The organism is Flavihumibacter rivuli (assembly GCF_018595685.2).
In the GTDB taxonomy this organism is placed as follows: domain Bacteria; phylum Bacteroidota; class Bacteroidia; order Chitinophagales; family Chitinophagaceae; genus Flavihumibacter; species Flavihumibacter rivuli.
On sequence record NZ_CP092334.1, the window covers coordinates 2,557,138 to 2,571,566 of the forward strand.

General features: G+C 47.0%; 10 protein-coding genes. 6 read left to right on the top strand and 4 right to left on the bottom strand.

Annotation, left to right across the window (positions count from 1 at the left end; genetic code table 11):
* The first annotated feature begins 40 nt into the window (after positions 1 to 40).
* The 5 genes from KJS94_RS10950 to KJS94_RS10970 all read left to right on the top strand — a co-directional run bounded on the left by KJS94_RS10950 (position 41) and on the right by KJS94_RS10970 (position 5,934).
* The gene (locus tag KJS94_RS10950; RefSeq protein WP_214448726.1) at positions 41 to 733 is read left to right on the top strand and encodes a ComF family protein; all 693 of its coding nucleotides are present in this window, start codon (positions 41 to 43) and stop codon (positions 731 to 733) included.
* Between the two features lie 154 nt (positions 734 to 887).
* Positions 888 to 2,300: a choice-of-anchor Q domain-containing protein gene (locus tag KJS94_RS10955; protein WP_214448725.1), complete on the top strand. Its 1,413-nt coding sequence runs from the start codon at positions 888 to 890 to the stop codon at positions 2,298 to 2,300.
* A gap of 59 nt (positions 2,301 to 2,359) precedes the next feature.
* Entirely contained in the window at positions 2,360 to 2,872 is a 513-nt protein-coding gene (locus KJS94_RS10960; protein ID WP_214448724.1) for a glutathione peroxidase, read from the top strand.
* 135 nt (positions 2,873 to 3,007) lie between these two features.
* Positions 3,008 to 4,222 (top strand): DNA polymerase III subunit, encoded by a 1,215-nt coding sequence (locus KJS94_RS10965; protein ID WP_214448723.1) that lies wholly within the window; start codon positions 3,008 to 3,010, stop codon positions 4,220 to 4,222.
* Between the two features lie 386 nt (positions 4,223 to 4,608).
* Positions 4,609 to 5,934 (top strand): PSP1 domain-containing protein, encoded by a 1,326-nt coding sequence (locus KJS94_RS10970; RefSeq protein WP_239804138.1) that lies wholly within the window; start codon positions 4,609 to 4,611, stop codon positions 5,932 to 5,934.
* Positions 5,935 to 5,989: 55 nt separating this feature from the next.
* Here the strand turns inward: KJS94_RS10970 and KJS94_RS10975 are convergent, their stop codons facing one another.
* Positions 5,990 to 7,411, bottom strand: a complete 1,422-nt coding sequence (locus tag KJS94_RS10975; protein ID WP_214448721.1) for an amidohydrolase — start codon at positions 7,409 to 7,411, stop codon at positions 5,990 to 5,992.
* A gap of 181 nt (positions 7,412 to 7,592) precedes the next feature.
* On the opposite strand from KJS94_RS10975, the gene KJS94_RS10980 reads away from it, so the two are divergent.
* Entirely contained in the window at positions 7,593 to 8,519 is a 927-nt protein-coding gene (locus KJS94_RS10980) for an alpha/beta fold hydrolase (protein ID WP_214448720.1), read from the top strand.
* A gap of 729 nt (positions 8,520 to 9,248) precedes the next feature.
* On the opposite strand, the gene KJS94_RS10985 is transcribed toward KJS94_RS10980, so the two are convergent.
* From KJS94_RS10985 to KJS94_RS10995, 3 genes are all read right to left on the bottom strand, one after another.
* On the bottom strand, positions 9,249 to 10,043 hold the full coding sequence (locus KJS94_RS10985; protein ID WP_214448719.1) for a TIGR00266 family protein: 795 nt from the start codon (positions 10,041 to 10,043) through the stop codon (positions 9,249 to 9,251).
* A gap of 115 nt (positions 10,044 to 10,158) precedes the next feature.
* The gene (locus KJS94_RS10990) at positions 10,159 to 12,423 is read right to left on the bottom strand and encodes a DUF3858 domain-containing protein (RefSeq protein ID WP_214448718.1); all 2,265 of its coding nucleotides are present in this window, start codon (positions 12,421 to 12,423) and stop codon (positions 10,159 to 10,161) included.
* A 6-nt stretch (positions 12,424 to 12,429) separates the two neighbouring features.
* Entirely contained in the window at positions 12,430 to 14,310 is a 1,881-nt protein-coding gene (locus KJS94_RS10995) for a transglutaminase-like domain-containing protein (protein ID WP_214448717.1), read from the bottom strand.
* Positions 14,311 to 14,429 lie beyond the last annotated feature (119 nt).

Sequence of the window (14,429 nt, forward strand, 5' to 3'; positions counted from 1 at the left end):
AGTAAAGGAAGACCTAAGTTTGGCCATGCTATCCCATCTGATGGAAAGTTGGTTAAGGCCCATAGCTGGTCTCTTCTTCCCACACACCTGTGCAGGTTGTGGCAATGAACTGGACGACAAACATTCGGGTATATGTTACCGTTGTAAACATGAGCTACCCCGAACGGGATTCCTATCCCAGAATGAAAACCCGGTAGCGAGGATATTCTGGGGAAGGGTTCCCCTTTTGCATGCAGCAGCATGCTCTTACTTCACCAAGGGAAGCCTTGTACAGGAGATCATGCACCAGGTGAAATACCGCTACCGCCCCGATGCTGCCCTGGATATCGGCAAATGGATGGGAAGGGAGATCATGGAAAGTCCATTGGCCTATTCGACCGAACTGATGATCCCGATGCCCCTGCATTCCAGCCGGGAACAGAAAAGGGGCTATAACCAGGCAACACTTATCTGTAAAGGCATACATGAGATAACAGGACTTCCATTCGCAGATAACCTGGTTAAAAGGAATAAGGCTACCATTACACAAACCAAACAGCACCGGGGGGAAAGATGGGAGAATATGCAATCAGCTTTTGAACTAAGTGAACCAACGGTATTGGAAGGTAAAACCATCCTGCTGGTTGATGATGTCATTACTACCGGCGCGACCATCGAGGCACTGGCAGCACAATTAAGGAAGGAAGTCAACTGCAGGATCAGCGTCCTGGGCTTTGCCTATACCCTACCCTAGCCCTACCGGGGAATCTTCTATCCATAGTTGTTTAACCCGGAATAAAAAGTTTACCTCCTGCCTTCAACCTGGCAATGAAGGAATCTTTTGCCCGATAACCTTACTTTAATGCAACCAGGCTACTGTATTTCGGCAATTCAGCTATTTTTGGTCAATGCAGCAACGCAATTCATCACTGGTTGCCCTTATCCTGGGAATCATTTTGCCTTTCCTTTTCAGTTGTACGAAGGAAAGCATCATTACCAGTCCTGATGCCGGCATTTTTATCTCTGCGGATACCGTTCATTTCGATACACTATTCACTACAGTCAGGTCCATCACCCAAAGCTTCAAGATCTTCAACACGAACGACCAGAAACTCAAACTCAGTGAAGTAAGGTTGGCCGGCGGCACCAATACAGCTTTCAGGATCAACATCAATGGGAAGCCCGGCCCTGCGGTGACCGATATTGAAATAGAAGCCAATGACAGTATCTACATTTTTGTGAATACCCAGGTGCCAGAAAACCAGCAAGCACTTCCTTTCGTGGTGCGCGACAGCATCAGGGTAGCCTGGAATGGCAATGAACGCTGGGTCCAACTGGATACATGGGGAAAGAACGCCAGGTTCCTCCGCAACCGAAGGATCAGTGGCAATCAAACCTGGACAAAGGATCTTCCCTACGTAATTCTAGGTGGTCTTTATATTGACTCCAACGCTACCCTAAACATTGAACCGGGGACAAAGGTCTACCTTCATGCAGATGCCCCCATCATAGTTGATGGTAGTATCAGGGCGAATGGCGCAATGGCAGAAGAAGACCATATCATTTTCAGCAGCGACAGGCTCGACGAACCTTACAGCAATTTCCCGGGATCCTGGCCTGGCATCTATTTCCGCTCCAACAGCAACAATAACCAAATCAACTACACCGAGATCAGGAATGGTTACCAGGGCATCATTGCAGAAGGGCCCGGCAAAAATGGACTACCCAAGCTGGTGATCAATCAATGTATCCTGGATAATATATATGACGCAGCACTGCTGGCCATCAACTCATCCATTGAAGCCAACAACAGCCTGGTCAGCAATTCGGGGAAGAACATCCAGATCATCTATGGTGGCAATTACCGATTCACCCATTGCACCATTGCAGCCTACAGTACCAGGTATATCCTGCACAAAGACCCTGCTGTACTGATCAGCAATGCCGCGAAGATCGACAACACTTTGGTCACGGCCCCATTACAGGTCAATTTCCTCAACTCCATTGTCTGGGGCGAGGGAGGATCCACTATTGAAAATGAAGTGGCCATCCAGCAGGAAGGCAACCTTCCCTACCAGGTCAGTTTCTCCCATTCGATCTGGAAAATGACAACGGTCCCTTCCATCATCAGTACCGTTAACACAACCGTAGCGGATCCACTTTTTGAAGAAACAGGAGGGGAGAACCAACGGTATATTTTTAAACTGAAGGAAGGATCACCCGCCATTGACAAAGGATTGGCTACCAGCATCAGTACAGACCTGGAAGGCAAACCAAGGAATGCCGGGGCACCGGATGCCGGGGCTTATGAAAGACAATAACATTTACTTACAAAACAATACGGGCCAATTATTGTATTATTAACATAAACATTTTCGTCATGCTTAAAACCATTTTGCTTTCCATGATCCTCTTTGCATCTATGGGCATTTATGATTTCAAGGTAAACGGCCTCGATGGCAAACCCATCGACCTGTCAAGCTATAAGGGAAAGAAGATCCTGATCGTGAATACTGCCTCACAATGCGGCTATACCCCGCAGTATGCCGACCTGCAGCAATTGTACGACAAGTACAAGAACAAGTTGGTGGTGATCGGCTTCCCTGCCAATAACTTTGGTCAGCAGGAACCTGGCAGCAACAGCGACATCAAGGAATTCTGTAAGAAGAATTATGGGGTGAACTTCCCCATGGCAGAAAAGGTTTCCGTTAAAGGTGATGATATCCACCCGCTCTTCAAATACCTGACTGAAGAAGCTGCCAAGATGGGCGTTAACGATCCTATCAAGTGGAACTTCACCAAATTCCTGGTCGATGAAAAGGGTAAACTGGTTGCAGTATTCCCCAGCAAGGTGAAGCCCATGAGCGAGGAGATCACCAAGTACCTGAATTAAGTAAAATCATCAAAGCACCGGCATTGCCGGTCGTAATAAAAAACAGGAACCATAACAAGGTTCCTGTTTTGCTTTTTACTTCCCTATATCCCGGGTACCATCGGAACAGTTACTTTGAAAACCTATTTTTGCCCCATGCAATTCTCCAACATCATTGGACAGCAACCCATCAAGCAGCAGTTATCCGATATGGTGCAGCACAATCGGCTGAGCCATGCCCTATTGTTCCTTGGCAAGGAAGGCAGCGGGGCGCTACCACTGGCCATTGCTTTTGCGCAGTACCTGGTCTGTGAAAAAGTGAGGGGAATTGCCACTCCTGAAACAGCCGGCCCATCCCTTTTCGGGGACCCTGAACCTGTGGTTGCTGCCCCGATGACCGACAGCTGCGGTACCTGCGCATCCTGCCAGAAAGCGGCCCAACTCATTCACCCTGATATCCATTTTTCCTATCCGGTGGTCACCAAAAAAGCAGGATCCCCCCCGATCAGTACCGATTACATCACAGAATGGAGGGAATTCCTGAAGCAATACCCCTATGGCAATGTATTCGACTGGCTGCAGTTCATTGAAGCGGAGAACAAGCAGGGTAATATCACCGCCAGCGAGTGTAACGATATCATCCGTAAGCTCAACCTCAAGAGTTTTGAAAGCGGTTACAAGGTCCTGATCATGTGGAGTCCCGAATACCTGGGCAATGAAGGGAACAAGCTACTTAAACTGATAGAGGAGCCGCCGGCCAGTACCCTGTTCATCCTGGTGGCCGAGAACGAATCGCTGATCCTGCCAACCATTCTTTCCCGGACCCAGTTGGTGAAGATCCCCATGCTTAATGACCGGGATATTGAAGAAGCCCTGGTGGCCAGGGGAAATATTTCTTCAGGGCAGGCCAGGCAATTGGCTGCCATTAGCGAAGGCAATTACAGGGAAGCCCTGAACCACCTGAATCATGCAGACGAAGACTGGCTGAATATGGTCCGGGAATGGATGAACGCCATCCTGAGGGGAGGCCCTATCGCGGTGGTGAAATGGTGCGAAGAGGCGGCCAAACTGGGCAGGGAGAAGCAGAAACAGTTTCTTCGCTATTTCAACCACCTCCTGGAAACCAGTATCCGGCTCAGGGTCCTCGGCGAGGAAAGCGCTTTCAGCCAAAACCTACCTCCCCTTGAAAAGGACTTTGCCCTGAGGCTCAATAAGATGGTGGAATTGCCCCAACACGAAGCCCTGATCGAAGAACTGGATCAGGCAGCCTATTATATAGAACGGAACGCCAACGCCAAAATGCTCTTCAATGCGCTGAGCATCAAATTCCATCATATTATTAAGGACAAGGCCAGGGTTAGCGTTTGGTAAGCCCCCAACTGCCCTTCCAGTCCATTTTCCCCTATATTTGTAAAATAAGGGTTATTGTGTGCATGAACAGGTGGGATAAATGAATAGAAATGTGTGGGGATGCTTGCTATATTTTCGACATATCAACTACATACCTGCCCGGCAGGAATCAACATAAAGAAGTCCATGGTACTTCTTTGGTAGGTTGATAACCAATACTTCCAACTCAGCATAGGCATTCCTCTTCCTTTCGCTTCAATATCCAGGCCGGATCAATAATCCCTTATTCAATATATATTTTTTCACCAGAATACCTATTTGAATATATGGGATGCAGTAGTTGTGGTACAGGGAAACCAAATGGTTGTAAAAGCAATGGAGGCTGCTCGAGCGGCGGCTGTAACCGGATGAATACTTTTGACTGGTTACGCAACCTTCCATTCGCAGACCCGGAATCTTCCTGCAAGGTGGTTGAGGTCACTTTTAACAAGGGAAGCAGGAAGGATTTTTACAGGAACAATACCCTGCAATATTTTGAGAAAGGGGAAAAGGTAACCGTAGAAGGTGTAAGCGGCGTTGATGTAGGTGAGGTTAGCCTAACCGGTGAACTGGTCAGGCTTCAACTCAAGAAAAAAGGTGTCAATGAATTTGACCCTGAGATGAAGAAGATCCTGCGGAAGTCCAATGAGCGTGACCTGGAATTGCTGAAAGTTAACAAGGCCAGGGAAGCAGAAGCCATCATCCGTTCCAGGGCCATAGCCCGCCAGTTGAACCTGAACATGAAAGTGAGTGAGGTCGAGATCCAGGCAGATGGAAGGAAAGCTACTTTTTTCTATATCGCCGATGACCGCGTGGATTTCAGAGAACTGATCAAGATCTATGCTTCCGAATTCAAGGTGAAGGTAGAAATGCGCCAGATCGGGGCACGCCAGGAAGCGGCCAAGGTGGGAGGCATCGGTTCCTGCGGAAGGGAACTTTGTTGCAGCACCTGGCTGACGGATTTCAAGAGCGTGAATACTACTGCTGCGAGGTACCAGAACCTCAGTATCAACCAAACCAAGCTCAGCGGCCAGTGCGGCAGGTTAAAATGCTGCCTCAATTATGAGCTGGACACCTATTTAGATGCACTGCAGGGATTCCCTGATCGTGCCGATACTTTACAGGTAGCAAGGGGCACTGCCCATCTCATTAAAAAGGATATTTTCAAGAACCTGATGTGGTATGTGTTGCCGGAGAGCAACAAACAATACCCGCTGACCATCGAAAGGGTCAGGAAGATCCAGTCATTGAATGCCCAGGGCATTGTACCAGATGAGTTGGAAGCTGTTGATGTAACCAGCACCAAACCCAAAGAGGTAGAACCTGAATTCGTGGATGTGGTGGGACAGATCAGCCTGCGCAGCCTTGAAAAGAATGACAGGAGAAGGAAGCAGCAGCAGAAACAGAAACAACAACCAGGTAAGGGACCACAGCAAGCCCAAAAGCCCCAGCAGCCATCCCAGCAAAAGCCCCAGGCCCCTAAAGAAGGCCAGCAGCAGGGACAGCAGGGACAACAAGGACAGCGTGGGCCAAGACCGGCAGGAGGCAACCGTCCACCGCAACAGCAGCAACAACAGAAAGGACAGCAGCCACAGCAACAGCAGAAGAAGCAGGGTCCTCCTCCCCAGCAACAAAACAGGCCACCGCGTCCGCCGAGGCCACCCCAACAGCAAGGACCAAAGAAAGATTCCTGATAAACAGAAATCCCCCCAGGTTGCTGGGGGGATTTCTGTTTATCATCCAGTGGAATTAATCCCTGTAGTTCAAAGCCGGCTTCCTATCGCCCAACAAGGGATAGTATTTGAAATCAGCCCCTCTTGCCGCATCGAACTCTGCTTTTGCCTTTTGCAGAATAGCAGGATCGGTCAGCAGGTCGATGCCTGTCATGGCCATGGTTTTCGCAGCAACGGTCATTCCCTTTGCCCCGATATCGGTACCACCACAGGCAACAGCCTGCCAGCTATGTGCAGGAGTACCAGGTACCCAGGTTGCAGCCGATAAGCCTACCGTTGGAACATTCCAACTCACATCACCAACATCCGTAGAACCCATTGGGGCATTCGGTTCCCTGGTGAGTGGCTTCACCGTTCCGGCACGCTCCATGGGAGGTGTGGCAAAACCCAGGCTTTGCTGGATCTTCTTTGCAAAAGCTTTCTCCTCTTCTGTATAACTGAAACCACCCACCTGGTCAAGGTTCACCTGCATGGCCTTCGCCAACTCTGTATTCAACAAAAGGTCATAAGTACCACCAATGGGTTCATAATCCATCCTGGTTTCCGTACCTGTTGCGGCACCCTGTGCTGCCAATACAATGCGATCGAAGAGTTGCTTTACCACATCACGATTCGGATGCCTTACATAATAGTATACTTCGGCAAAATCAGGAACCACATTGGGCGCCTTACCACCGCTGGTGATCACATAATGGATCCTTGCATCGGAAGGAATATGTTCACGCATCATGTTCACCATCATATCCATGGCTTCTACCCCATCGAGGGAAGAACGACCCCTTTCAGGAGAAGCAGAGGCATGGGCAGAAACGCCATAGAAGCGGAATTTGGCAGATTTGTTCGCGAGGGCTCCATCATAAGTGACGGCATTCTCATCACCGGGATGCCAGTGCAGCACCACGTCAACGCCTTTGAATAGTCCTTCCCTTACCATATACACTTTCCCGGAGCCACCTTCTTCTGCAGGGGTTCCATATACTTTGATGGTCCCTGTAAACTTGTATTGATCGATCATCTTCTTCAATTCAATCCCGGCAGCTACAGAAGCCGTACCGAAAAGATGGTGTCCGCAACCATGACCGGAAGTCCTGCCTGCCGCCGGCTTCTTTTCCGCAACCGCTTCCTGTGAAAGCCCGGGCAAGGCATCAAATTCTGCGAGGACACCAATGACAGGACTACCTGATCCATAGGTGGCAACAAATGCGGTGGGGATACCGGCCACGCCAGATTCAACCTGGAAGCCATTATCTTTCAATGTCTGCTGGAGCAGGGCAGAACTCTTCTGCTCCTTATACCCCAGTTCAGCATATTCCCAGATCTGCATGGCAATATCCTTGTATTTGCCATGGTCATTATCGAGGTCCTGCCTGACCTGGGTTTTTGCAGCCTGTACAGCAGGATTGGATTTCTTTTTCTGGGCCTGAAGGCCATTTGCCATAACCGAGAGCCCAACCATTGTTAAAAGAGCGAACCGATTAAACATAGTGATCGTATTATTTGTACAATTTAAGACTTTAATGCAGTCAACTGCCGCATAGCAAAAAGAATAGCCTTCCCGCTTATCCCAACAGCTTTCGCGGGAAACAAACATCCATTAAATTAGATAAAGCTTATATCCATTGCCTATTCCACTGCTCATCCTATCGCGTTCGGCCATCGGCCTGGTGATGCTCCTCCTGACCTGGGGGATCATCGCACCCGGCTGCATGACCTTCAGGATCGATGATGACAAGGCCGTGAACCAGTTCAGGAAGAATGGCGTGGAACTCAGGACCTATACCGCAAAGGTCGAAGGAAGGAATCTCCATTTTGTAGAAACGGGAGATACCGCAAAACCCATTCTTTTCTTTGTACATGGTACACCAGGCTCCTGGTCTGCATTTGGCGACTACCTAAAGGATCCGGTGCTGCTATCCCGTTACCATATGATCAGTATCGACAGGCCTGGCTTCGGCTATAGTGATTTTGGGCAGGCAGAAAACCTGGCAAGGCAATCGGAACTGATCAGTCCTTTGTTGCGCAAGTTGTCCGGAGGGAAACCATTATACCTGGTCGGTCATTCACTGGGCGGACCAATGATCGTGAAACTGGCAGCGGACAATCCTCAGTATGTAATGGGATTGGTGATCATATCAGGATCCATCGACCCCGATGCAGAGAAACCGGAAAAATGGCGGCCGGTCCTGTACAGCACCCCGTTGAACCTCCTGGTTCCCGGTGCGTTCAAACCATCCAATGTTGAACTATGGTACTTGAAAAAGGACCTGAGGTTGATGGAGCGTGATTATGCGAAGGTCACCTGTCCGGTCTATTTTATCCATGGCAGGAAGGATACCTGGGTACCTCCTTCGAATGTAGATTATGGTATGCGGCAGTTGAGCCACTCCCAGCGCATCGATACCCTTTTCCTTGAGGAAGGCAATCATTTCATCCCTTTCAATGCGTTCAATACCGTCAGGGATAAATTGTCGGTGATTGATGATATATATAACCCGATGGCATTACAACGGGCCAGGAAGGATTCTACCATCGGTAGCCATCAATAAAAAAGGGAGCGGGAGTTGAGAGTATGCTTTTAAAGTTTTTACATACCACATTGTTTTGACTGCGCCAGAGGTTTCCATCCCGATGATCTCCTTTCACCTCAGCAAGTATCCCGAAGAGAATAATGTATTCGCACATCCTATTACTTAAGAAGTACCTCAGCGGGCGCGGTCGAAGTAGACCCCGATGAACATTTATCCTACTATTCATCAGGGTCCCCTACGGGAGACCCTGATGGGGTTAGAGAATACCGTATTCGCACATCTTTATCCCCAGCGGGGTCTCCCGCAGGGGACCCCGATGTATAAAAGGCGAAATATCTATCCATCCACCAGCTAAGCTCATCTTCCAACTACCCGTTGGTCATAAGACACAACGGGGGCGACGGAGGATAGTACATCTCATCAAGCCAGCGGGCGTTGTCGCAAACGACTCCCGATGAATTTCTCTTCCACTATTCATCAGGGTCCCCTGCGGGAGACCCTGCTGGGGTTAGAAATCACTGGTTGGTGGAATATCACATTTCCACATGTACCCTCGCAGCGTTGCGGAGAGGGTGCCCACATTTCCACATCTCTTTTACGCCTTCCTACTATTCATCAGGGTCCCTTCCAGGAGACCCTGTAGAGGTTAAGGTCAAAAAGTATTGGATTAAATGAAAATCGGGAGCCGATTCCGGACTCCCGATATAAAATTTGGTTACTATACTGTAAACGTATGACCGAAAACTACTACCATCCGTCACCATCCAGCATATTGCCAAGGCCACCCAAAATACTGCCCTCTTCCTTACGGGTAGTGGTTCCATACTGCATGATGCGACTCGCCAGCCTGCTGATGGGGAGGGTCTGGATCCAGACCTTGCCAGGACCGCGAAGGGTAGCAAAGAACAAGCCCTCACCACCGAAGATGGTATTGCGGACACCTCCCACAAACTGGATATCGAAATCGATGGTCTGGGTATAGGCGACCACGCAACCGGTATCCAGTTTCAACATTTCACCGGGCTGGAGTTCCCGCTCAAAAACATGGCCTCCGGCATGTACAAAGGCCATGCCGTCACCTTCCAGTTTCTGCATGATAAAACCTTCACCACCGAAAATACCAGTACCCAGCTTGCGCTGCAAGGCAATGCCAACACTCACCCCTTTCGCGGCACAAAGGAAGGCATCCTTCTGGCAGATGATCCTTCCACCCATTTGCATGAGGTCAAGCGGGATGATCTTACCAGGATAGGGGGAAGCGAAACTTACTTTCTTTTTTCCCTGCCCAACATTGGTAAAGGCGGTCATGAACAGGCTTTCACCCGTGAGTATGCGCTTACCTGCAGACAACAATTTGCCAAAGAGGCCGGATTGCTGTTGTTGCGAACCGTCGCCAAAAATAGTGGCCATCTGAACGCCGTCATCCATCATCATGAAACTGCCGGCTTCTGCCACAGCTGTTTCATTGGGGTCGAGCTCCACTTCCACATATTGCATCTCTTCCCCGTAAATACGATAGTCTATCTCGTGATTACTTCTCATTGTATTCAATTAAAACATGAAGGTAAACAGGATTATAAAATCAGGGACAGAAAAATGATGAACAAACAAAAGCCCCTGTACGCGGCGTACAGGGGCTTTTAGAGGGGAAAACCCATCAGGCCTTCTTCTTTAACAAGACCTTTACATTGTAGAGGTCCTGGGCAGCATCGATCATGGCAAGCAGCCTTGGCCATGCTGAAGCCGGCTCATACCCCTTTTTATAAGCTTTCTCTACTACGAACACCAGGTCACTACCTTGAATACTTGCTTTACTATTCAACCTGGCACTTTCATTATCCAGATTCACAGATAATTTATCTATCCCTTCTACTGTATAGCCATCAGGAATCTTGAACCGTACCTCCCAGTTAAAGCTACGGGCATAAGGCATATAAATATCTTCCGTGCGATTCCGAAACTTCTCTTCGAGCTTTAGTTGTGTACCCAAAAGCTTACCAATATCCATTATATAGTTATTCCCTGCCTTTTTTACCCAACCATCAATGGCAAAACTTGCACTATATTCAAGATCAGGATTATTATGCCTGATTCCCATTTTACTCACCTTCTGGCCCTTTAACTCTAGTGGATTTACATCAAAATGCTCCTTAATGGCGGATTCGAATTCTTTCAGCCTTTCTTTTCTTGCATCAGCGAATGCCTGGTCATATTCAGTTGCCAGGGACTTGGTCCGTTTCTTATCGGCAAACTTCTCTGTCAGGCTCATCTTTTCACCAATTTCAATCCGCTCCGCTTCATAATACTCCTCGAACAGCAGCAAATTCAATTGGTCTCCAATTTTCATATAGCCGGTTTCTGTCGTGGAACGATCGATCAGCAAACGCTGGGGATTGGAGTTATCAAGCCTGACATTCAGTAGTTCTTTTTGCTGGTTGGATTCAGCATTACTGTATGGAATGAAGTAGGAGACATCCTCGTTATTCCTACTTCTTTTGGCAAGGTAAAATGCTGGGGCTTGCTGACCTTCAAGGTAGTATGGAAAATAATTACCTGGCGTAAAGCGACCATCAAATGAAAAATAGACAGGCTTACCCTCAGAGGTTCGAATCAGGAGTTCAAAATCAGACATTAGCAATGCCTTGCTATTCTCCGGACCATATTTACTGGTAGCCAAAACATAATCAGATTTTATTCCATAGTCCTTAAATAGTTCATAGAGATAACAGATATATTTCATTCTATACTCATCCCGCATCCTCTTTTTGTTGCGTTCAATACCTACAAGCAAATTACTTTTACCGCTTGTTTCATAATAAGCCCACCATCTTAAATAATAGTAAATAACACAGGCAGTTTCTTCAGGTGTCATCTCAACTTTTGCTCTCTTTAATTCTGCCAGTTTCTTATCAATGCGCTGCGTAAGGAAAGTAAATGGTGTTACCTTATACTCACTTCTTACCATATTGACAAAGACTTTTACATCCTCCACCAGCTCTTCCTGTGGAATATTCTTATAGATCTCCCCGGGACGACGAGCGTTCAATTTATTTGCGTCCATTCCCTTATAACCAAAAACCATGTTCAAACGAACAATAGGTATTTGACGCATTGGAGACATCCATAATGCGATGGGATAGGCAGGAATATCCTTCTTACTGAATGACAATTCAAAATTGTCACCGGTATCTGTCACCTTCATTTCAGGCGCACCATTCATGGATCGGTATTCCAGTGCATACTTTTTACTGATCAAACCATGCATGGAATAAGAAAGGATAGGGCTTTCTTCTGCCATATCGAAAAGTATCTCCTTATTTTCAATTTCACCCTCTGCAACCTCTACAGTACGGATGAAGTAATCAATGATATCCCCAATTTCCAAACCCGAGACTGCAAGCTTTGCTTCCCTTACTGTATACTCATCCTTAGTCAATACAGATTCAGCATTGTTTACCTCTTGTATACTTCCATCCGGCTTGATCAATCTTACACCAAGGTAGGTATTGCTGAAATTCTTGAACACCTGATTGGGGGAATTTCTCCTAAGTATTTCCTCATAGCCGATCTCAGAATAGTTCTCAAGGGCTGCCTTATCATTTATCTTGATCAAGGCACGATCGGTCCTTACGAAGTATGTCGATTTAATCAAGCCGCCACCAGCTCCGAATAACTTCAAACTTTTGTTGGCAGTGGATTCCATTTCTATATGCTGGGCAATGATCACCGTTGAATATTTATTGTATTCAACGGGAATTTTCCTTACATCAAAGGCAGGATTCTTCCAGGCCCAGACCTCCTTTTTAACAGCTGCCAACTGAACCTGATAATCTTCCTTATCCGTAGTCGACTGACCTTTTACCAACTGGCAGGCAAAAAGGAATGCCATAGCCATCAGGCCATTAATTCTTAATGAAAGCATATAGGATTATTGTTTAACGAGGGTGATTTGTTCGAGGTAATAATTACTGAGTTTCTTGTTATCCTCATTCCATTGTGTGAATGCAGGCCTGTTCAACCTCGCTTGCTTGAACAGGATCTCTTTCCTGTATACCAGCTCCTTTCCTTCCATGGCGTAGGAAAGCTTATAACCATACTGTTCACGGTCGACAGATAGCGCCTGGGGCAAAGCCTGAACCTTGAAACCATCAGGGACCTGGAGCCTGATCTCCTGGCGGATATGTTGCTTATAGGGGAATTCGATCGGATACTTCCTTTTGGCTGTATCAATAATGAAATCTGACAACTCTTTCTTACTATCAATATCAATATAGTATTCATCCCCAAACTTTTGAGCAGCCCCTGGTTGCCAGATCTGGTATTTAATGGTGAGCTGCTTTTGGGAATTCTGGATATCAGGCAGGCTGAATGAAGTGATCTTGAATTTATGTTTGCCTTCAGAGAGGAAGGACACAAAGGCTTCTTCCAGTTTTTCCTTCTTGATCGAATGTGCTGAACTCAACAGGTATTCCTTGCTTTCCCCATTCCATGTTTGTTCAACAGCCCCGGCAATGTCTTCCCCTTCGATCTTCAATATCCTCTTTTCCCATTCCGTGTTCTGGGCATAGGTCATCACCGGAATGCGTTCCAGGATATACTGGTCACCGTTCTCGATCAGTACCTGCCTCCCCTGGATACGCTCTGCATATTGTTCCAGGCCAATATAGGTTTCTGTGGCATCAAGGAAAACAAACTTGCCGTTATGCTTAACCGCACAGATCATGTGGTTATCAACTGCCAGGTTGGGGGTGGAATAATCGTAGGCAATATGATTGGTTCCGATCCAGCAAAGCCTGGCATCAAAGCCAGTAGCGGCAAGCAACTCCTTGGTAAGGTTAGCCATACCTTTACAATCGCCATACTTTTTGCGCAGCACTTCATTGGCCTTATCCGGTTTAAAACCCGCGATCCCATCCTCAAATGCTATGTATCGGATATTTTCCTGTACCCAGTTATAGATAGCGCGGATCTTATCTTCTTCTTTTGTCAATCCATTGGTGATCTCTGCCCCTTTATTCTTGAGTATCGCTTTATCGCTATCCACCTGCTTCACCAGGGATCGATACCAATTGTACTGGTCTTGCAGCGTGTTGAAATAGGTTTCCTGACCGGTAGTCGTATTGGCCTGCTTGCAGAGCACCAACAGATGGGGAAACAAATGGGAGAAGCCAGGGCTCATGGATTCCTTTTCATAGCCTTCCATGTTCCGGATGGTATAAGTTATGATATCAGCATCGTTTTGGCTGTCATACTCAGTTTTCCTTGTAATGGAATAACCGTTAAAGTTGAGTTCTTTTAATTCAGCCTTCATCCAACGGGGGATGCTCACCCTTACCTGCTTCTCAACAATATCATAAGGCTCCGGGAATTGGATTGAGGTAAAATACCTGGGATCAAGGATCACTTTATTAAAATCCACTTTGCTCTCTGTTCCCTGCTTTTGAAGCGGAAGGGTAAAGTGACATATCCTGGCATCTGAATAGAAGACATTATCAATACTATAATAATCATATGAAGGCTCAATTGTCCATGAACGATCACCATTGACAAAAATCCTTACATCCTCAATCTTGTTTTGGTCACTATAAAATTCAACAATGGGTATTTCGGTCCTGTAGGCATTACATCTATATGACGTTGAAGTTTTGTTCCTGACTACTACTTTACCATTCGCTAATTCGAAATCGTAATTATCAGTTTGCCGGCTGATGGAAATATTCTTGCTGTCGTTGGCAATGATAGAAGATGACCAATAGAGTAGGCATACAAGCAATATTGGCTTGATAAGGTTTAAGCTGAAATTTTTCATTGGTTAGAAAGTGATGCGGCCAAAATAGAAAGAAAAAAATTGGTATCAAAGCAAAATGCCATCCCGAAAGATGGCATTCCGCTTTTTTAATTTCGGTTACTCAACTCCTGAGTAACGCA

Excerpts from the sequence above, each read along its gene's own strand:
- KJS94_RS10950 (WP_214448726.1), top strand. The coding sequence starts at position 41 with ATGGAAAGTTGGTTAAGGCCCATAGCTGGTCTCTTCTTCCCACACACC.
- KJS94_RS10955 (WP_214448725.1), top strand. The coding sequence starts at position 888 with ATGCAGCAACGCAATTCATCACTGGTTGCCCTTATCCTGGGAATCATT.
- KJS94_RS10960 (WP_214448724.1), top strand. The coding sequence starts at position 2,360 with ATGCTTAAAACCATTTTGCTTTCCATGATCCTCTTTGCATCTATGGGC.
- KJS94_RS10965 (WP_214448723.1), top strand. The coding sequence starts at position 3,008 with ATGCAATTCTCCAACATCATTGGACAGCAACCCATCAAGCAGCAGTTA.
- KJS94_RS10970 (WP_239804138.1), top strand. The coding sequence starts at position 4,609 with ATGAATACTTTTGACTGGTTACGCAACCTTCCATTCGCAGACCCGGAA.
- KJS94_RS10975 (WP_214448721.1), bottom strand. The coding sequence starts at position 7,411 with ATGGCAAATGGCCTTCAGGCCCAGAAAAAGAAATCCAATCCTGCTGTA.
- KJS94_RS10985 (WP_214448719.1), bottom strand. The coding sequence starts at position 10,043 with ATGAGAAGTAATCACGAGATAGACTATCGTATTTACGGGGAAGAGATG.
- KJS94_RS10990 (WP_214448718.1), bottom strand. The coding sequence starts at position 12,423 with ATGCTTTCATTAAGAATTAATGGCCTGATGGCTATGGCATTCCTTTTT.
- KJS94_RS10995 (WP_214448717.1), bottom strand. The coding sequence starts at position 14,310 with ATGAAAAATTTCAGCTTAAACCTTATCAAGCCAATATTGCTTGTATGC.